Raw genomic sequence first — 20,102 nt, 5'->3', positions numbered from 1 at the left:
ATATTTCTGAGATAGTTGATAAGCTTTATATAAAAGTGGGCATTTTAAGAAATATAGATGTCTATTAAAATAATCTATGACCTTGTGGCGGCTATATTATCATTTGGTATGGACAACAAAAAATCGTCAACCACTCATCACATCAAATAAAGAACAGCACCTTTATAATTATATTCTTGGCAAGGCACAAGTATTAAATTGTCAAATTCATGCAATTGACGGTATTGAAGACCACATTCATGTTGTTGTTACTATTCCACCAAGTTTGGCAGTTTCGGAATTTGTCAAGAAAATCAAAGGAAGTAGTTCTCATCATCTAAATCATAGTCCTAATGCTTCATCTGATAAATTCGCTTGGCAAGAAGGATATGGTGTTTTTTCTCTAGGCTATAAGCAGCTTAAAGATGTAGTTATCTATGTACAAAATCAAAAAATTCATCATTCTCAACTAACGACACATCCTTATTTAGAGCCAAAGAACACCGAGAACTAAATTATCAAATTTATTGGGTATATATAGGAATCATATTTGATTCATGAAAAAAATCAGTACACTTTTATTGATTCTTACCCTGTTCCCTACCTATCGCGCTTCGCGCACCACGTAAGTAGTTTCAATAATCAAGTCGGATTCCTATATGCGGTAGCAGAATTAAACAATATATCTATCTTAAAATATTCACAATTACAATCCATTTTTAATGGATTTTATCTAATAGACAGGGATTTTAAATCCCTGTCTGTCGCTCTGTCTAATTATCAATTGAATTTTGGAAAAAGGGGCTAACTTTTACTAATAACACTCTTAAATTTTTATGAGGAACTAATTTGTCATATTGCAAGCGACCAAGAATTATACCTGGATGCCTGCTTTGAGTCTGAGCAAATTCTTCGATACCTTTACGAGAAAAGACTTTTTTGCTCCTGATAATAAAATCCTTATATGGCTGAGGATGTATTAACCATTCAGCAGCTTTCTGATTCGCTTCTATTTCCTCTTCGTTCTCTTCTAAAGCGTCTAAATTGTCTAAGTAGCTGCCTTTATGGCCTAAAACTATATGTGCTAATTCATGCAGGAGAGTAAACCAAAATGAGTCAATTCGGTCATATCTTAGTGTCAGTGCAATAACTGGGTTACTCTCTAAATAAAAAGCTGCACCATCTAAATAGGTTTTACTCAAATGCGGGACAATTACAAAATGTACACCCAAATCTCCTAGTAATTTAGGAATTAGCACAATATTTTCTACTTTTTCGGCACAAGCAAGAATTTCTGGTATGGCATTTTCTAATTTTGTCCGGTCAAAGCTTCTAATTTTCTGTTGTTTAGCTAGATTCTCAACTCGTTTTACCCAAGCTATGCGAGAAATATCTTCTGGTATTCTATGTTCTGAACAACGAAAATTAACACTTAACTTAGGTATTTCATCTAAGGAGTGTATGGAGAAAAAATTGCATATTTGCTGTTCTAGACTATCAATAGAATCTGTTTTTTTTATCCACCCATTTTTGATTATTTCAGACATGGGAAGAATTGTATATAATTGACTTTTACGAGTTATACTTTGCTCCTTTTCCTCCTGCTTTTTTTCTTTTCCCGCTAGATGAAGCCGATATTTTGCTTCTAAGTTTGTCCAAAACTCAGCAGAAGTACCCAAAGCTTGCGACAATTCAATTGCGGTTTCTGGTGTAATTTGCTTGGTTCCCCGAATAATTTCGTTGATAGTTTGAACTGGACGACCAATAATTTCAGCTAAATCTTTTTGCGTCCAGCCACGCGCTTCTAATTCTCGACTTAAAATTTTTCCAGGTGTTGGTACTCTTGCTGGTGTTAAATTCTGGCTCATATTCTTGTCTCCCCTGCTGTATTGGTTAGTGGTAATCCTCAATATCGATAATGGTCAGGTAATTACCCTGTTCATCTTTATCCACTGTCAAAATCAAGCGCCACTGGTCATTTAAACGTAAGGAACGCTGTCCTGCTTTCCCTCGTTTTCCTTGGAGTTTCTCAAATCGCAATCCCTTTTGAGCATATAAGTCTCGTTCGTCTACAGCAGCATCAATAATCGCCATGACCTCAAAAAAGTCATCAACCACACCTGGGTATTTATGAGCATCTTTTTCTTCTGTATAAAGTGCTTCGAGTTTCTTTTTCTTAAAGATAAAACGCAAAGCTCCCCCCAAGTAAATGCAGTGGATTCTGCATTATATTATGATTCGATTCAGTCTTGGGGTGAATCACTGATATTTAAATTGTAAATCTTAATGAGACAAGAGTTTTAAGCTGTTTGTAAAAGTTTGTCAGATAATGATGAAATTTAATTAAAAGCTACTTTGTCAAGGGTTTTGGCGTTTTTATTTAATAGAACACTTTGCTTTGAGTCTAATTTTTATATAGAACAATTGTACTACTAGACGCGATTAAGGTCAAGTTTTTAATTTCTTTATGAATATGTACGGACAATAGTTATTTTTATCTGTTATACAAGAGTTAAAAACTATACATGATGATATCGGCCACTCCTAGCGAAGTGCGATCGCGCCTCATCGAAGCCTTACAACTCGACCTTATAGGCCCCACCCCTGATGATATTGACCACGCAGAAGAAATTCTCGACCAAGCACCATCAAAATGGTATCTTACAGGTTTCCTTGTTCCACATGGCACACCCATCGAACAGCGTGGAGATGATACGGCTGATGATGATTTAGACCAATTACAAAGGGGTAGCGCGGGTGAGGATGAAACTGTGCCAGACAAGCCATTCGCCAAGAAAGCTTTTTTCCCTTCATCGATGGGTTTAAGTTTTCTGGTTGCTGAAAACGCCAGTCAACTTAATCTCACAGTGCAATGGGGTGATTACTTCCCAATAAAAGATAATACTGCTGCACAATCTCAAGATGATTCTGGTGCGGAAGAAATTGTTTCACCCCTAGAACTAGAAACTACAAACCCCCAAGACGAAGCAAATAACAATTTATCGGGATGCTGGAAGCGGATTCCACGCCAAGCCAAAATCACTGTTCCTCTAATTGGCGATCGCAAGCCCGAACAATTAGAACTGGGTTTAGGTATAAGTAGTCCTAAACAATTAAAATTATCGCTTCATCAAAGCCAATCAACCAAAACTATTCCCATACCTGATAGCAACGGTTTACAACTCGTTGTCTCCATCCGTTCTGTAACATCCAAAGAACTTGTCCCAGCTGGGACTCGTTCCGTTTCTGTATTTCTAGTCAATAATCGCCTCCCCACCTCAGATAAACAGCGCGATATTAGCTATATTTTTCAAATCAGTTTAATCATCCATACCCCAGAACCATTAGTAGCCCGTCCCAATTTACGCGGACGAGATAATCATGATTGGGATGAAAACGTCGCTGATTTACAATACCGCGATGATTATGAATATGCGGTAGGTCATAACGTTTCTGCGATCGCACTCACCAATCCCGATGGTAGCTGTCAGGAAATACGTACTGCTTGGATACCAACAGCTGATGTGGAAAAGGTGAAAGCTACAGAAGAGGAACTAAAAGACGTTGAATTAGGAATGGAAACCTTAGCCAACGCACCCACACCAGCAACATTGCAAAATATGCTGAGTCCAATGGTGGATGCTTACGCTGATTGGATTAAAGAACAACACACAAAATGTCCCACCGAACCCAAACGGTTAAATGTCGCCCTAGATTTACTCCGCCGTGCGGAAATTGCTAACAAGCGCATCAACGCAGGTATTCAAGCGTTAAATGACCCACAAATATTTGAGGCTTTCTGCATCGCTAATCGTGCCATTGCTACAGCCATTCGCCAGCGTAACACTCATGGTAAAAGCACTACTCCCGAAACAGAAGCACCACCCAAATGGCGACCCTTCCAGCTAGCGTTTTTACTGATGAACTTGGTAGGGATAGCTTACCCCAAAAATAGTGATCGCGAATTAGTCGATTTGCTATTCTTCCCCACAGGTGGCGGTAAAACCGAAGCTTACTTAGGACTCGCAGCCTTTACCCTTGTCTTGCGGCGACTGCGTTATCCTGGTGTCAAATCGGCTGGTTTAAGCGTCCTCATGCGCTATACCCTGCGTCTTTTGACCCTCGACCAACTTGGAAGGGCGGCGGCGATGATTTGCGCCTTAGAATTGGAACGTCAAAAAAACCCGCAGAAGTTGGGAACTTGGCCGTTTGAAATTGGGCTATGGGTAGGACAAGCCGCAACACCCAACCGCATGGGTAAAAAGGGAGATAACGATGAAAATAGTGCTAGAGAACGTACTCGTGCTTTTCAAAATAACGATCGCAATCCCTCACCCATTCCTTTAGAAAATTGTCCTTGGTGTGGAACAAAATTTAACCGCAACTCATTCCAATTACTACCAAATACCGATCAACCAACCAATTTACAAGTATTTTGTGCTAACCGTCGCTGTAATTTCCGTGGCGATCATCCTTTACCAATAGTCGCCGTAGACGAGCCAATATACCGCCGCCTACCTTGTTTTATTATCTCTACAGTAGATAAATTCGCCAGCCTGCCTTGGGTGGGAGAAACAGGTGCATTATTTGGACGAGTAGACCGCTACGACAATGATGGTTTTTACGGCCCCACTCAACCAGGTCGCGGTAGACCCCTTGGCGGTTATTTACCACCACCAGACCTAATTATCCAAGACGAATTACATTTAATTTCCGGCCCCTTGGGAACAATGGTAGGTCTATACGAAACCGCCATTGATGCTTTATGCAGCCAAGAAATAGAGGGTAAAAAAATTCGTCCAAAAATAGTTGCTTCGACTGCGACAGTGCGCCGCGCCAGCAAACAAATTCAAGCATTATTCGGTCGCAACGAAGTTGATATATTTCCACCACCAGGGCCAGATAAACGCGATTCATTCTTTGCTAAAACCGTCCCCGCCACAGTAAAAAACGCCCGTACCTATGTAGGAATTGCTGCTCAAGGACGCAGTTTAAAAGTAGTATTATTGCGTACCTATTTAGCATTATTAGGCGCAGCCCAAAAGCAATGGCTAGAACAAGGAGGAAAGAAGAACTCTGATAACCCAGCCGACCCTTACATGACGCTGTTAGGATACTTTAACTCTCTACGTGAACTAGGTGGTAGTCGGCGGATTGTTGAGGATGAAGTCAAATCTCGTCTATTGCGTTACAGCCAGCGTCAGCGAGTAGGTGAAGCTTCAGGGTTATTTGCTGACCGGAAAATTGATGATGAGCCAGAAGAATTAACATCTCGTGTCAGTACTAGCGAAGTTGCAGATACTAAGCGGCGAATGGAATCAACCTTTGATAAAGACGACAAGGTTGATGTAGTTTTAGCAACAAACATGATTTCCGTAGGTTTAGATATTACCCGCTTGGGTTTAATGGTAGTTCTCGGTCAACCCAAGACAGCAGCCGAATATATCCAAGCTACCAGCCGTGTAGGACGGGATGAAGAAAGACCGGGTTTAGTAGTGACCTTACTGAACATTCATCGTCCACGCGATCGCTCTCATTACGAACGCTTTTTTGCTTGGCATTCAACATTTTACCGGGCTGTGGAAGCTACCAGTGTAACTCCCTTTTCACCTCGCGCTATTGACCGAGGTATTGCAGCCATTACCGTTGCTTTAGCACGTCTAGGACATCCTGGAATGACAGTACCAACTCGCGCTTTCGATATTACTCAACATCGCCAAGATTTAGAGTTTGTTGCCGATACTATAGCTCAACGCGCAGAAATGCACGATAAGGAACTAGATGCAAATGAAGCCGAAGCACTGCGTTGTAAGGTGAAAAAGCAAGTTATAGATTTACTCGATGATTGGGCAAATATCGCTAATAGCAAAATTAGCCTCCAATATCAACGGGAAGTAGGCGAAGCACCACCATTAATATTTGACCCCCTCGACCCCGAATTAGAGAATCAACCACAAAAAGCACAAAGGTTTAAAGCACAGCGAAGTTTGCGCGATGTCGAACCAACAGTCAATTTTTGGGTGATTAACCCTTACGGAAATGAGTTAGAGGAGAAAGAAAAATGAGTAAATCTAACAAAAAAATTCCTCCAGCCGGACAAGTACGGCAAAGTCAAGTTCTCTCTACCTTTGGGCCTGGCGCAATGGTAGACTTACCTGAACATTCCGTATTAGTTGCTGGTTTAAATCACTGGCGTGGTGATAGAAGACGCATCTTTGAAGACCGACTAGAAGCGAGGGTTGCCGAAATTTTACAAGCCAGTCATGTCAAGCTGTACACGCCACCAGTTGACGAACAAGATCCTAAAGCTCCCCGCACAGGAATTAATGTTTTCATGTTTCCCACTTGGTTTTTAGCCCAAGTCAAGGAGACTTGGTATGACACTAAAACCAAAAAAACATTCCGCACTCGTCCCCTGCTACCGTGGGGTAATTTAGTTAGTGGTCAATATCTTAATTCTGAAAAAAAGAAAGTACCAGTTGTACCCGTCCGCTTCGTGCAAGCCTGTGTTAAAGGCCATATTAGCGATATTGATTGGTATCGTTTTGTACATAATGACCCCGAAAGTAAGTGTCGTGGTCAGCTATGGTTAGATGAAGGTGGTTCAGGTAATGACTTCGCTGAAATTTATGTGCGCTGCGAAGCCTGTAAAAAACGCCGTCCTCTTGCCGATGCAACAGTCCGCAATGGTAAAGTTTTAGGCCCATGTCAGGGACATCGCCCTTGGCTTGGCTCATGTGCCCAAGAGCCTTACTGCATTCGTGAATCTACAGGTCTACCAGAATACAATCGCTTATTAGTTAGGTCAGCCAGCAACGCTTATTTTTCGCAAGTTCTCAGCGTTATTTCTCTCCCTGACCTAGATGCAGATTTAAGAGATGCAGTGAATTTAGTTTACGAAGACTTTCTGCAATATGCCGAAAGTGCTAGCGAAATTAAGAAAGAACGCAAAAAACAAAAAGTAGCTGTAGCTTTAGAAAAATTTAGCGATGAAGCCGTCTGGGAAGAAGTAAAAAGACGACAAAGCGGAGCGTCAACTGGAGATAAGAAAATTAAACAAGTGGAAATTGAGACATTACTAGCAAGTTCTGTCGAAGTTGGGGAAGATGTCCCAGAAGGTGATTTTTATGCTCGTTCGCGCCAGTTAAATAACTTAAAGCCTGTGTTTTCCTCCAGAATTGAACGCATTGTTTTAGTACATCGCTTACGTGAAGTAATTGCTCAGGTAGGTTTTACTCGCTTTGAAGCCGAAATGCCAGATATCGACGGGGAACTTGATATCAGTGTCAGGCGTGCTGCTTTAGATATTGAACCTACTTGGGTTCCTGCAATTGAGAATAGAGGCGAAGGTGTATTTATTGCTTTCCGTAAGGAAGCGATCGAAGATTGGTTAAAGAGAGAAGCCGTCAAAAAACGTGGACGAGAATTATCAAGAGGATTTGATATCTGGTGTGCGCGTAAAGGTATAGACCAAGAAAAAGAAAAAGTTAAGTTTCCTGGCTTGCCGTATATTATGCTGCATTCACTATCACATTTATTAATTGTGGCTGTATCGTTAGAATGCGGCTATGCTGCCAGTTCCATCCGCGAGCGCATTTATGCTGGTGAAGCAGGTTATGGAATTCTTTTATACACTGGTTCATCTGGTTCAGAAGGGACTTTAGGCGGATTGGTAGAAGTTGGTAAACGCATTGAATACCATTTGGAAGTAGCACTAGAGCAAGGAAGATTATGCTCAAATGACCCAGTATGCGCTCAACATCGACCTGATAACGAGCAAGAGGAGCGTTTTCTACACGGTTCCGCTTGTCATGGATGCTTGCTAATTGCAGAAACATCCTGCGAACGCCGCAATGAATTTCTTGACCGCGCCTTGGTTGTCTCTACAGTTGAAGGTTTAGGAGCAGAGTTTTTCCCAGAATAAACACAATGGCTTTTTTGCAACTGAGCCGCCCAACGTTGCTGAAACTAGCAATAGCATTAGAAAACGGCAGGCTATCACCTCCTTTTCTCGTATCGGTCATCGTTAACTACGTACCCGCAACCTTAAGCCAAATAGTAGTTGATGAACTTAATCACCTTACTTGTGAAGGCGTAAAGTGTAGCCATATTGCTTATACGCTCCGCTTATTGGCAGCAGAGCGAAGTGCATCTCAACAAATACGCGATCGCATTGAGTTGGTATGGACTGGCCCAGAGATAACTGGTTCTCAAAGCCGTGATACTAGCGTTGTTGTACGCGAACTTTTTAATCACGCCAAAAAAAGTGTTCTCATTTCCAGCTTTGCCATCGATAAAGGCGAGAAAGCACGAAAATTATTCCAGGTACTTGCAGAACGCATGGATGCGAACCCGGAACTATATGTACAAATGTTCCTTAACATCCAACGTCCACATCACAGTGAAGTACCAGAGTCAGTTTTATTGAGAGAATTTGCACACACTTTTCGCCACGATATTTGGGCAGGAGAGAGATTACCAGAAGTCTATTATGATTCGCGATCGCTAGCAGTGGATGTTAAACAGAAATCATCTCTCCACGCCAAGTGCATTATTGTAGATGAGGAATCTGTGCTAGTCACATCAGCTAACTTTACAGAGGCTGCCCACGAACGCAATATTGAAGCAGGTGTGTTACTCACTGATTCAACAATAGCCCAAGTATTGCGAGCGCAGTTTGACACTTTGGTATCCTACAAAATCCTGCGTCCTATTCCTGGGATCTAATTGTTTCTGCGATCGCACTCAAACTATATCAACCTTAGAAATAATGTTCCCTTCATCTTCATCTGACACATATTCCAACAGTTCCCCTGGTTGACAGTTCAACGCTTTACAAATGCCATTCAATCGTTCTGGTGCTAATCTTGGCATTTCGTCAACCTTACGCAATCTATAAACTGAGTTTTCAGTTATACCTAGTATCTTAGCTAAATCCTTATTCTTAATCCGCTTTCGCGCCATCACTTCATTTAATTTCCAACGAATCACTTGATTCTCAGACATACACTACATCACCAGTTTAGTCACTCCTAGATGTAGATTTATCTACTTGTCAGTATTTTTGATTACAGGTAGATATATAACACTCTAAGTTTTATTAATCTACACTTGACGTTAATCTACGTGACACGTAGATTAAATTGTAGACAAAAATAAAAGCGATCGCCCTCCGGGAAGAGACTGCGATCGCATTTTGTCAAACCCCATTGATGAGGTCATTCACATGATTATACAAGAGGCAGTTGACGAACAAACTTTGACGCAATCAGAGTTTGAGGAATACGTTGACCAGCTAACTGACCCAGCACCGCCAGAAATAGAGATTGATTCTGTGACCGATGATTTTGGTGAACTTTATCGTGTTTGGAATGGTTCGCAATTGCTAGGTACTTTTTATGAAAATTTGGAGGGTAAATGGATAGCGCAGCCTTGTAATAGTGATAAAAGACCCTCTCTTGGCACTGGTTTGCAAGCGCAGTTGCTAATCGTAGCTGTTAATGGCTTACTGGTTGCAGATGTAGCCTAGCCTTAAACAATTTTTACATCGCCTAGAGACGTGGTTTAGACCCGTCTCTTTTTTACTGATGAGTGGAAATGCGATCGCATCTCTAATTTTCAAGATTTACAAGAATAAAAATAGCGAAAGGTCAGGATGTTTAAGATATTTGGCTAAAATTTTAAGAATTTTCTCCCCAGCGACGGATAAAATCTTTATATTTAGTAGTTTTCAAGCCATCACTTGTGTAAAACACAGTTGCATACCAGTCTCGATACATCCTTTTTTCATCTGAAAGCGCAATAAGCGGATATGATGGCTCACGATATAGCCGAATTCCCCAAGCCAAAGTTAAATTACTTGCAGTTAAGGCATTTATAACTACATCACGTCGAGCAACAAGAAGATAGCACTGATGCTTCTCGCAACTTTGGCCAGGTTGTTTTAGGGTAAAAGCTAAAACTTCACCAGCCGCATTCAAAAATTGCCCTTTGTGGAAGTCAACAACCCCCAAGATTCTTCTCAGCCACTTTGTTGGCACCCATTCCTCTGCTTCACCATCGGGGCTGCGCCAATAAACTTGGCAGGTTCCCGCCAGTAAGGGAACGATTTTGGATTCTCCGGCTGAATTATTTACTTCATGATGAATAATCCCTTCTTTCTCTGGAATCCAAGATGCCCAAACTACCTCACATGGATCTTTATAAAAATTTATGGCATCTACAATTGCCTGAAAATCATGTAATTCCCTTGTTTCTCTATGACGCACACTTTCTTCCATGAGGGACGATGCAAATAATGGGAAAACATAGCTTGCTCCCCAGAAAATTGATTCAGCTTGGCTATCTACATTGTGCCTCTTTACATATGCCCTCAAGACTAACCATTCATGATCTTTTGCCCAATCTGGCAATTGTTTTGATTGAAGTAAAAGTAATGGCTCAACTGCTGGTAAAGGTGCTTTTTTTACCCACTCATTGACACGATCAATCTGAAGTGGTTCACCTAAATCAGTATCTGGAACAAGCTCTGAAAAATCTAAAATCACATCAGAATTTAACTGACCATACCCAATATCTGTTGCCGGATTATTCACTTCAGCCAAAAGTCCTAGATTCACAGGAGGTTCATGAGCTTTTTTGTTCCAATCATAAGCTGTAACACGATCAGCTAAAAAACCAGTAAGTTCATGTCTGGCTGCCCAAACATACTTCTCGCCGAAGGTAGCTATTGAACTTTGTTCACCATGTGTTGCGCGGCCATACTTACGTAAAACAGCAATATCTGCCCCTAAAATCTCACCAGGCTCACCACCTTGAGGTTTTCCAATAAAAACATCTTTAGACCAGCCTAGATTTAAAACATAAGCGCGAACAAAAGCAAAAGCAAGCTGCTTGTGAGTTAAGTCTGGGAGGTCATAAGCTATGCTATGACGTTTCAGGCAGGCTTTAGCTGACGGAGAGTAATTAACACTCGAAAAAGCCATTATTCCAAAATGACTGTTTTCAAAGAAAGGTTCTATAGGTTTAGGCACAACATACCAAGCTAGATCACCAGTAGCTGGCTCAATACCATGATGTTCATTAATGCTACTAACACAATCTCTATCAACTGGGAGTAATTCGTTTGCATCTACATACGGTTTGCGTAGATGTACTAGAAGCTCCTCTGATATTAAAACACCACAAGCCAGACATCTATCAATAAGGCTACGAGCAGAGTGCCTGATGATTAAGTTATGTGTACGATACGGTGCATTGGGAGTGAAAAAGCTGTTAATTATCCACTCGCAAAGTAGTAGCCATGTTTCATTAGATCTAACAAGGCAAGAAGCACCATACGCCGCTACTAATAGATCCTCTCTCATTTGAGGGTCATTTGTGAGAACGGCAGTTTCTAGAAGTGCCAGAAGTTCAGTTGGTTTATTATGACCCCAGGCTGCAAGTTCAGACCGAATTCGTCTTCGGTTATCGTTATTCACAGTGGTAGTTGCCCATGTTAAAAGCAAAGGTGCTGAATTCCAAGGATCATCTTCATCTAATTCAAGTTCCTCCAACACCGCAGAGGCATAACCTTCCCATTTTGCTCCATGATTATGGGGTATTTGATGTGGCCCAGACCAAAATAAATCTCGTTCTGCTACTCCCATAGGCAAAAGAGCATCATGAACAAATTTTGCACCGTAGATATAGCCAGGAATTCTTAGCCCAGGAACTATCAGAAGTTCTAAAACTCTGCGGCAGGTTGGCATATTTCGGCTAAACAGGTTAAGCACCCATTCTCTGTATGCTTCTCCTTGCTGAGAAGGCATCATCGATAGTGCCATTAGTTGAAAATCTTCTCGCTCCTGACCTATTAAGTTATTTTTCCACAATTCTGAAGTAAAGAAATTATGTCCATCCCTTCCAAGGAGATACACTGCTAATCTGATAGATGCTGGTCTATCCACCAGATATGTTGGCATATCAGGGCTATTGGGGGATTCTTTAATATTTTGATATGCTTCCCAGGCCAACAAAAAATCTGTCAAAGTTTTATATGCTGGCTCCCAAGTGTGGACTTCTGGCTCGAAAGGATCATCAGAAGGCAAACTTCTGAGCAGCAGTAGCCCTTGATCGCGGCATTGCTGAAGAATTTGCAACAGTTGTAGACGAGTCAAAATACCTTTTGGTGACTGTGCTGAGTCAACCACTTGTATTGTCTCCTCTTCTAGCAGTGCTGCTCCTTTTGCAAAGCTGGCTTTTGCGATCGCACGGAGAGATGTACTAACTGGTTTTATATCTCTAGGCCAGTTTTCACCTTCACGCTCCCTTATAGAAAGTTCGACATTATTAATTTTCCGCTTAATTAATTCGACTAAGGAAAAATTTTGTGCCGAAATGTTGTCAATTATTTGTCCTCGATACAATTCAGCAAAAAGGCGAATTGCTAATGGGGTTCGCAACGCCCACCGCAGAAGAGGTGGACATTGAATACCATTAATTTGGCAATGTGCTTTAAAAACATAGGCAAGTGGTGCGTCAGAACCTCTCAACCAAATCCTATTAATATTCTTAGGTAGACCAATTCGCCGAACCAAACTTGACCGAACTGAGAATGCAAATAAGATTCTTGGATATTTTTGAGCTACTACGGCTAGTTCCCCAAGTTTTTCTGCCCAACGTTCTGCTTTAGTTGCCTCATCTAAACCATCTACTGCAATCAGCACTCGAACTGGTAAACGTTCAGATATGTCAACAGCATTGGCAACGGAACGAACTTGAGATTGAATTCCTGCCGATACAAGAGCATCAAAAACTTGCCGTAGATTCCAAGTAGGCTGACCAATAGCATTTGCTATTAGTAAATCCCAACTTTGGGCTAAATCAATATCCCTAGCTCGAATTAAAACAGCAGGTTTTCTCTGCGCTAGATGTTGTTGAACTGCATTTGCCAAAGCATCAGTTTTTCACCGATATATAAAACTGGCTGATCCCAATCCCGTAGCTTTTGAGGTGTAATTTCTCGCTCGTACCAACGTTGCAGTAACTTCTCTAATTTCCTGCCAATAGGTTCAACAGCGTTTTCTCGTGAGGCGTTTCTGTCTTCAGGCAGTAGTACATTAATTAAATTCTGCAAATCCCTAGTTCCAGTAATGTCAAATTTGCTCTCAAAATCAGGAATAGGGAATGAATTATCTGGAGAAAGACGTTGTTCTAGCTCTACCTGTTCAGCGATCGCTTCCATCAACCAATCTTGAGCTGCTTGAATCAGATTTTCTGCATCTGGCAGATCCATAAATTCTGGGTAGCGTCTCAGGAGATTTGTTGCAACTTGTGCGTCCTCTAGGAGATTACGCATTTTCGTAACGCCTTGAAGCCAAGCGGGATAAACACCAGGGCCATTCAAGCGGATCTTTAAATCCTGCTCTATTTGTCCAGATTGGTGCAAATCAGGGGTATATCGGTTACGGAGCCAACCATTTTGAGCCTGATTGAACTTCAGGCTAAGGTACTCTAGGTCAGTGACAGAGCCTTCAAACCAATAGCGACGTAATCCTTCACTGCCCAGTTCAGCTAGTAACGCAGTAATACGAGTTTCATCCCACAAATCAACAGCGATCCCTGGATGATTTGTTTTAGCAAAATTTATGAAGTTATTCCAGCGATCACGTTCGGTGTCAACTTTTTGTCCGTTTCTACCAACTCTTTTGACTTCACTCAAGTCGCGAGGAACAGCAACTACGTATCTGACTAACCCACTCCTTTGAGTCGCAGCTGTGCTAAGGGAACCTTTAATCTGACTAATTTGGGAAGATTCAAGCGGTTCTCTAAACCATTTTGCCTGTAGACCAATAATATCTCCATTATTCAGTCGAGCATATGCTTCAACCCCACCATCTCCCCCAGCCCCATTAACAAATATTACTTGGCTAACTTGTGAAGGATACTCACGGTAACACCATCGCTCAAAAATTATTCCTGTTAGAGACTCAAATGCACGTTCAGGGGCATCACCGTGAAGGTTAAAGTTAGACCAGTCCAATTTCGCCTAAACCTTGTTTCAAGTAAACTGTAATCTATTAAATTTTAACAACCTAATTTTGGAGTGTATAGGTGATAAATAATACTTGAACTTTTCATAGACTTATACTTATCTATCACATTTAAAGTGAATAAAGCTTTTGACGCTTTGCCATCTTTGCAAAAGGCAAAAAGCAATGGGTGCATTCACCTTGAACCCAATCTGCGGGAATTAGGAAAGGTGTTTCACAGTTAGTACATTTTGTTAACAAGCGTAAATTGTGGCGATCGCATTTCATTTTATCCTTATACTGCCACTCAATTCGATGACAAGGTACTTCTGCATAGCAAGCCGCACATAACCGAATTGGTCTAGGTTTCATCGTTACGCCTTTGGGTGGCAGCATCTCATAAATTCTATTGGCTGGTACACCAATAAGCTTGCCCAAAGCTTCTAATTCTTCATTACTAGCAAATGGATTGAAATAAAGCTTCTCCCACCGCGTAGTCACAGCACCAATACCAGCAATTTTTCCTAAAGAGTAGCCAGAAGGAAGACTGTTAGCCTTGAATCGGCGCAAACGCCCCAGGTAATGACTAATGCTTTCACCTTCATATGGCTCAACATAGCCCAACCTGGGAAAGCCTTCATGATTATCATGAATTCTTATTTCTGTTTTCGGGAGGAATGTATTTTCTGCCATACCGATTAGCGATTTTTTCTAAAATGCTTTGATCAACTCTGCCAAAGCCATTTTTGAGAGAATGTAAAACTGCTTTTGTTAATATTTTTACCAGCAATCCTATTCGCCCACCTGTACTTGCAGCTAGAATTTCAAATATAGCTCCCTCATATAAATTAGAAGCTTCGGGTAGAGCCAGAATATCAAATTCAATGGTGTTTAGTGTCTTTTGAAAATCATCCTGTTCTAGGCGATCAAACTCATAAAGTGTAGAAAAGCTAGTTAACAAATCAAAATCGTCTAAAATTTTATCTAGCTCTTGTCCTCCAACTAGGACAACAGAAACATGAGATTCGTCAAAGAGTTGCTTGAGGTCTAGCAGTGCTTCTCTTTGGAGATTGTCGGCATTGTCAACAATAACCTGTTCTATCCCAAATAATTCCAGACTCCCAGCTAATCTAGGACGTAAATCTTGTCGCTTACCTGTTGGTGCTGCGTGGTTAATATCCTTAAGAATTTGCGAAAATAGACGCTTAGAACTCGATGCTGACCAAGCCCTGACATATGAAACTTTTTTCCTGTCTTCCTCCCGATAGTGAACAGAGGCTCGGCTTTTACCCACATCTCTTGGCCCAATTATTCGACCACACTGCTTTAATATCCGCAACTCATCTAGCCATCTAAAATATTCACAAGCGCGATCTGTGGGTATAAAGCAATTACTGAATATCTCTTCAATTTCAACGACTTTAGCCAGTTGAGTATTTAAATCTAGCTGAGGAGCTAAGGTCTCGACAGAAGGCTGAATAGCTAGTTGCGATTGCACCATATAATCACCAAATCTTCTTCAAATTTTGTTTACGTCCAGGGAGAACCAACTTGTGTCTCTCCTGTTCTTGAGTCTCAGCTTTATCAGATACCTCCACTTCTGGTTCTATTTTTTGAGGCTGTAATTCTTCCCTTGAAACTCTCTCTGGTAATAGTTCAAGTTGATTATCTTTCTTAGAAGAAACTGAAACTCTACTTTTCCTAAGTTCAACAACATTTGAATTTTTCTTAGAAGCAGAACGTAAACGCTTTTGCTCTGATTGCTTTCTTGCCTTTTTATCCTGTTTCCGCTCTTCTACAAGCTCCTTCCGCTTACCTAATGCTAATAAAGCATCATAATTAGAATGCTCCTGACGAGCTTTGCCACGCTCTTCATTAAGGCTTCTCAATTCCTCTAGACTTAGGTCTTGGTTATCCATGTTGATTGCATGAACATAGCCCAAGAAATCTCCCAGATCATCATTTGCATCACAACTGTAGACATATAATGTCAGGATATGGTCTGGGTCATATCTCAGAGTCACATATTCACCTTTATGTGCCCTGAGAGATTCTCCTCGATAAACCAGATTCTCGAACTGGATAGAGCCATGAGCTTGAACAACTCGTTGCGCTTCTTTCATTAAACAAATATCCAATTCTCGCTCATCCAGAGGCTCAAGTAGTTTTCCTCCCATTCCCTTTAACCATCTTTCAAATCGTGTCTCGCGGGGATCTTTGGGGTAAGGTTCATGGTTATAAATGTCACAAAAGAAACTAGCTAAAATCTTGTCCAGATCTTGTATGGTCAAACAAGCTTCTTTTTCTGCATTTTTAGGACGTTCCTGAATATTAGATCCTGTATAACCAGGTAAGTCCTTGAGAACTTGAGTATTAATTGTTCCAAAAAGCCGTTCTACAATACCGCCTTCGGGTGGGCGATCGCGTAGTTCACACTTAAATCCTAGTTTCTTACCAATGGCTTTTAGATGTTTTGAGCGAAAATCTTTTCCACCATCAGTAAAAAAATATTGAAAAGGAGGTCCACATATTTCCCAAGGTTTCTTTAGCTCATAATCTTCAGGATATTCCTTGGGTAAAATAGCATGTCTTAAAGCTAAAGCCACCTCTGTAGAACCTGGTTGTTTGATCCATAAGTGGTAACCAAGGACACAAGTAGAAAAAGTATCCACAATAGTAGTTAACCAAGGTCGCTCAGGTAGCAACACATGATCAATATCATCTGTCAGCAGATCCAGTTGTGTATGGTCGCATTGAATAATTTGGTTACTAAACTCAGCCCTTAATAGCTGCCCATCTCTTGTTACAACTGTCATCCAAGAACCCGATCCCGGATTTCTAACTCTTGTTTTCCGTTTGTGTTGTTCAATTAAAGGATTTAAAATTCTATAGACAGTAGCTTGATGAGGATAATCTCCTGGCTGAAGTCCCAGGTCAACGTTCGCATGTCGCTTCACTTCGCGAACTACAGATGCTGGCGAGATTGGATGCTTGTCTTTCAGGCTTTTTTCGTAAGTTGCTTTAATAAATTCTTGCCAGTATTCGCTAACTCGATACTTTCCCTTATCTGAGCGTTGTAATCCTGCTGTCTCGCATAGGGTGTCTTCATCGTATTGCTTGAGTAGACGCTCTACCTGCCGAGTAGATACAGCAAGAGTATTTGCAACTGCTTGTTTGCGCTGAGACTTAATTGTGCGATTTGGCGATTCAGCAAGCCATTGGATGAGGTTAAATGTTAGCTTATGCCTATCTGAAGTTTCGAGAATAATTTGCGATGGATCTACACTGAAATTATTTTTCCCAAGGAAAATAGTTTCTGGGGCTTCAGTCAATTCTTGTGTGAATTCAAATTCTTCGTCTGCCATTGGAGCGAAAAACATTCATTAAGGTACTAATGTACCATTATTTGTTAAGAATACGACTAATAATTTGCGAATTAACAAAACTTAAATAAACGACATTTAATTAGCGAAATCATGATTTACGACATAGAATTTGCAAATTTACAAATTTGCTTATCTTATTCACAAAAAAGCTAAAAGCCTTGTAAAATAAAGCTTAGATAGTTTTTAGCAAGTCGCGACATGATTTGCGAATTGCGACATATAATTTGCGAATGTACAAATTATTTTTAATCTCCACTATAAACAGCATCGGAGTTGTCCCGAACGAAGTGCGCCCTTCAACTCTTCTAATTGAAATAGATATCTCACCTAGTAACAAAACAAATCTTCTTTCAACTACCCCTAGACGGGATGGTCCTTGAAACCTGGTGAGAAGCCGCAGGGGAGTTAAAGGGTTATGGTTAAAATTACTGCAAGACTTGTATAATATATATCCTGAAAGTTTTTGGACATTGATTTCTCACAAAGACTGAGAAATCCAGGTACACCTACATCAATCTGAAAGTTCAATCTAGACTTGGGAGTCTTAGATTGGAGTAACTATGTACGATTTTTTAACCGTGATTTAGCACACAACGAATCGCACCCTCATTTCACCTTTTAGGTGCAAGATAGGAGCCAAGCCATTAATATTAAAAATCCCACAGTAAAGCTAAATGTTCGAGCAAACTTTTAAAAATATTGATGATGTTCTCTGGAAAGAGGCAGGTTGTACTACAGAGTTAGATTACACGGAGCAAACCTCTTGGCTGCTGTTTCTAAAGTATTTGGATGATTTGGAGCAGGAAAGAGCGTTAGAGGCGGAACTGGCTGGCAAGCCATACGAATTTATTATTGATGAGGCGCATCGTTGGTCATCTTGGGCAGCACCGAAAAAACCGGATGGTACATTGGATCATGATAATGCGCTGATTGGCGATGATCTGATTGATTATGTCAACCGCAAGTTATTCCCATATTTACAAAGTTTTAAGGAACGGGCTACCAGTCCAGACACAATCGAATACAAGATTGGGGAAATTTTTGGCGAGATAAAGAACAAATTTCAAAGTGGTTACAGCTTGCGAGATGCGCTGGAATATGTTGATGAGCTACGGTTTAGATCGCAACAGGAGAAACACGAGCTATCGCATCTGTATGAGGCGAAAATCAAGAATATGGGCAATGCAGGGCGCAATGGGGGTGAGTATTACACGCCGCGTCCGTTGATTCGGGCGATGATTCAGGTGGTGAAGCCCAAGATTGGCGATCGCATTTATGATGGTGCTTGCGGTTCGGCTGGTTTTTTGTGTGAGAGTTACGACTATTTACGTCGGGGTAAGCTGACAACAAAAGAGCTTGAGATTCTGCAAAAACATACGTTTACGGGTAAAGAAAAGAAAAGTTTGGCGTATGTGATAGCCATCATGAATATGATTTTGCATGGCATTGATGCGCCGAATATTATCCACACCAACACCCTGACGGAAAATCTCAGTGATATTCAAGACAAGAATCGTTTTGATGTCATCTTGGCTAATCCGCCATTTGGAGGGAAGGAAGGCAAGGAAGTACAGCAGAATTTTCCGATTAAGACTGGGGAAACAGCGTTTCTGTTTTTGCAGCATTTCATCAAAATGCTGAAGATGGGCGGTAAAGCTGCGGTGGTAATTAAAAATACGTTCCTATCAAATTCGGACAATGCTTCGCGGGCTTTGCGTCAAGAGCTTTTGAGTAATTGCAATCTGCACACGATTTTGGATTGTCCGAGTGGGACTTTTATCGGGGCGGGTGTAAAAACGGTGGTGCTGTTTTTTGAGAAAGGACAGCCCTTCGACGCTGTTCAGGGGATGCCTTTATTTTCTCAGGGAAAACCTTTAACTCAGGGAATGGCTACTCAGAAAATTTGGTATTACCAACTCGATCCAGGGCGTAGTTCGGGGAAAACGAATGCGCTGAATGATGATGATTTGCGCGAGTTTGTGGAGTTACAGGCTACGTTTGCAGAGTCGGAAAAGTCTTGGTTAGTGGATATTGCTGATATTGATCAGGTAACGTTTGATTTATCGGTGAAGAATCCGAATAAGGCTGAAGAATCGACGTTACGAGAACCGCAGGAAATTTTAGATGAAATTGCTGCGTTAGATGCGGAAAGTGCAGAGATTTTGGCGGGAATTATGCAGTTGACAGTGGGCAGTTGACAATTGACAGACTATGTTAGTTTTCTTTTGGATGTCAAATTAATTTAGGTGAAGTAACTATGAAAAATATCAAAATCATTGTGGAAAAGCACACTGATGGTTATGTTGCCTATCCTTTAGGTATTCAAGGGGTTGTAGTTGGTGAGGGTGACACCTATGAGGAAGCTTTAAATGATGTGCGATCGGCTATTTTATTTCATGTCGAAACTTTCGGAGAATCGGTTCTAGAATCAGAATCGTCAATCCTAGAGGCTTTTGTAGCAGAGACAAGCGTATAATGGCAAAGTTTCCTGTTGATGCCCCTAAATCAAAAGTCATTAAGGTGCTAGAGAGTTTTGGATTTTCAATAATCAGAGAAAAAGAGCATATTTCTATGATTAGACAAAATCCTGATGGTACAACTACTCCTTTAACTTTGCCAAATCATAAACTAATCAAAGGTTCTACCCTCAGAAGTATCTGCACTCAATCTGGTATTTCACGGGATGATTTTATTAATGCTTATGAAGAATTGTAGAAATATAGTG

General features: G+C 41.0%; 16 protein-coding genes. 8 read left to right on the top strand and 8 right to left on the bottom strand.

Annotated elements, in window-relative coordinates; all coding sequences use genetic code 11:
- Nucleotides 1–76: 76 nt before the first annotated feature.
- Nucleotides 77–493: an IS200/IS605 family transposase gene (tnpA, locus tag QUB80_RS21900; RefSeq protein ID WP_289791628.1), complete on the top strand. Its 417-nt coding sequence runs from the start codon at nucleotides 77–79 to the stop codon at nucleotides 491–493.
- A 259-nt stretch (nucleotides 494–752) separates the two neighbouring features.
- Here the strand turns inward: tnpA and QUB80_RS21895 are convergent, their stop codons facing one another.
- Nucleotides 753–1,847 (bottom strand): HigA family addiction module antitoxin, encoded by a 1,095-nt coding sequence (locus QUB80_RS21895; RefSeq protein ID WP_289791627.1) that lies wholly within the window; start codon nucleotides 1,845–1,847, stop codon nucleotides 753–755.
- A gap of 25 nt (nucleotides 1,848–1,872) precedes the next feature.
- Entirely contained in the window at nucleotides 1,873–2,172 is a 300-nt protein-coding gene (locus tag QUB80_RS21890; RefSeq protein ID WP_152590399.1) for a type II toxin-antitoxin system RelE/ParE family toxin, read from the bottom strand.
- A gap of 335 nt (nucleotides 2,173–2,507) precedes the next feature.
- Between QUB80_RS21890 and drmA the strand changes: the two genes are divergently transcribed.
- Genes drmA through drmC form a run of 3 tightly spaced genes read left to right on the top strand, consistent with a single transcriptional unit; the run spans nucleotide 2,508 to nucleotide 8,706 of the window.
- A complete protein-coding gene (gene drmA / locus QUB80_RS21885) occupies nucleotides 2,508–6,044 on the top strand; it encodes a DISARM system helicase DrmA (protein ID WP_289791703.1) in 3,537 nt (1,178 codons plus the stop codon).
- The gene (drmB, locus tag QUB80_RS21880; RefSeq protein ID WP_289791626.1) at nucleotides 6,041–7,903 is read left to right on the top strand and encodes an MrfA Zn-binding domain-containing protein; all 1,863 of its coding nucleotides are present in this window, start codon (nucleotides 6,041–6,043) and stop codon (nucleotides 7,901–7,903) included. Before drmA ends, drmB begins: the two co-directional genes overlap by 4 nt.
- 5 nt (nucleotides 7,904–7,908) lie before the next feature.
- Nucleotides 7,909–8,706 (top strand): DISARM system phospholipase D-like protein DrmC, encoded by a 798-nt coding sequence (gene drmC / locus QUB80_RS21875; RefSeq protein ID WP_289791625.1) that lies wholly within the window; start codon nucleotides 7,909–7,911, stop codon nucleotides 8,704–8,706.
- Nucleotides 8,707–8,724: 18 nt separating this feature from the next.
- Here drmC and QUB80_RS21870 read toward each other — a convergent pair whose 3' ends face one another.
- Nucleotides 8,725–8,985, bottom strand: a complete 261-nt coding sequence (locus tag QUB80_RS21870) for a helix-turn-helix domain-containing protein (protein ID WP_289791624.1) — start codon at nucleotides 8,983–8,985, stop codon at nucleotides 8,725–8,727.
- Nucleotides 8,986–9,205: 220 nt separating this feature from the next.
- On the opposite strand from QUB80_RS21870, the gene QUB80_RS21865 reads away from it, so the two are divergent.
- Nucleotides 9,206–9,508 carry a hypothetical protein gene (locus QUB80_RS21865; RefSeq protein WP_289791623.1) on the top strand — a complete coding sequence of 101 codons (303 nt, stop codon included), beginning with the start codon at nucleotides 9,206–9,208 and terminating at the stop codon, nucleotides 9,506–9,508.
- A 151-nt stretch (nucleotides 9,509–9,659) separates the two neighbouring features.
- Here QUB80_RS21865 and QUB80_RS21860 read toward each other — a convergent pair whose 3' ends face one another.
- From QUB80_RS21860 to QUB80_RS21840, 5 genes are all read right to left on the bottom strand, one after another.
- The gene (locus QUB80_RS21860; RefSeq protein WP_289791622.1) at nucleotides 9,660–12,914 is read right to left on the bottom strand and encodes a hypothetical protein; all 3,255 of its coding nucleotides are present in this window, start codon (nucleotides 12,912–12,914) and stop codon (nucleotides 9,660–9,662) included.
- Complete coding sequence (locus QUB80_RS21855) at nucleotides 12,887–14,002, bottom strand: hypothetical protein (RefSeq protein ID WP_289791621.1); 1,116 nt, start codon at nucleotides 14,000–14,002, stop codon at nucleotides 12,887–12,889. The genes QUB80_RS21860 and QUB80_RS21855 overlap by 28 nt, the downstream gene beginning before the upstream one ends.
- A 121-nt stretch (nucleotides 14,003–14,123) precedes the next feature.
- Nucleotides 14,124–14,684 (bottom strand): TniQ family protein, encoded by a 561-nt coding sequence (locus QUB80_RS21850; protein WP_289791620.1) that lies wholly within the window; start codon nucleotides 14,682–14,684, stop codon nucleotides 14,124–14,126.
- Entirely contained in the window at nucleotides 14,638–15,492 is an 855-nt protein-coding gene (locus QUB80_RS21845; RefSeq protein WP_289791619.1) for an AAA family ATPase, read from the bottom strand. Before QUB80_RS21845 ends, QUB80_RS21850 begins: the two co-directional genes overlap by 47 nt.
- Before the next feature lie 4 nt (nucleotides 15,493–15,496).
- Nucleotides 15,497–17,371: a TnsB C-terminal domain-containing protein gene (locus QUB80_RS21840; protein WP_289791618.1), complete on the bottom strand. Its 1,875-nt coding sequence runs from the start codon at nucleotides 17,369–17,371 to the stop codon at nucleotides 15,497–15,499.
- Between the two features lie 680 nt (nucleotides 17,372–18,051).
- Here QUB80_RS21840 and QUB80_RS21835 point away from each other — a divergent pair.
- The 3 genes from QUB80_RS21835 to QUB80_RS21825 are packed head-to-tail and all read left to right on the top strand — an operon-like array spanning nucleotide 18,052 to nucleotide 20,092.
- Nucleotides 18,052–19,575: a class I SAM-dependent DNA methyltransferase gene (locus tag QUB80_RS21835; protein ID WP_289791617.1), complete on the top strand. Its 1,524-nt coding sequence runs from the start codon at nucleotides 18,052–18,054 to the stop codon at nucleotides 19,573–19,575.
- A 59-nt stretch (nucleotides 19,576–19,634) separates the two neighbouring features.
- Nucleotides 19,635–19,853, top strand: a complete 219-nt coding sequence (locus tag QUB80_RS21830; RefSeq protein ID WP_289791616.1) for a type II toxin-antitoxin system HicB family antitoxin — start codon at nucleotides 19,635–19,637, stop codon at nucleotides 19,851–19,853.
- The gene (locus QUB80_RS21825) at nucleotides 19,853–20,092 is read left to right on the top strand and encodes a type II toxin-antitoxin system HicA family toxin (protein WP_289791615.1); all 240 of its coding nucleotides are present in this window, start codon (nucleotides 19,853–19,855) and stop codon (nucleotides 20,090–20,092) included. Before QUB80_RS21830 ends, QUB80_RS21825 begins: the two co-directional genes overlap by 1 nt.
- Nucleotides 20,093–20,102: the final 10 nt, after the last annotated feature.

Origin of the sequence: Chlorogloeopsis sp. ULAP01, assembly GCF_030381805.1 — a bacterium.
Lineage (GTDB): Bacteria > Cyanobacteriota > Cyanobacteriia > Cyanobacteriales > Nostocaceae > Chlorogloeopsis.
The sequence above is the reverse complement of the archived record's forward strand: the minus strand, read 5'-3'. Positions and strand labels throughout refer to the sequence as shown.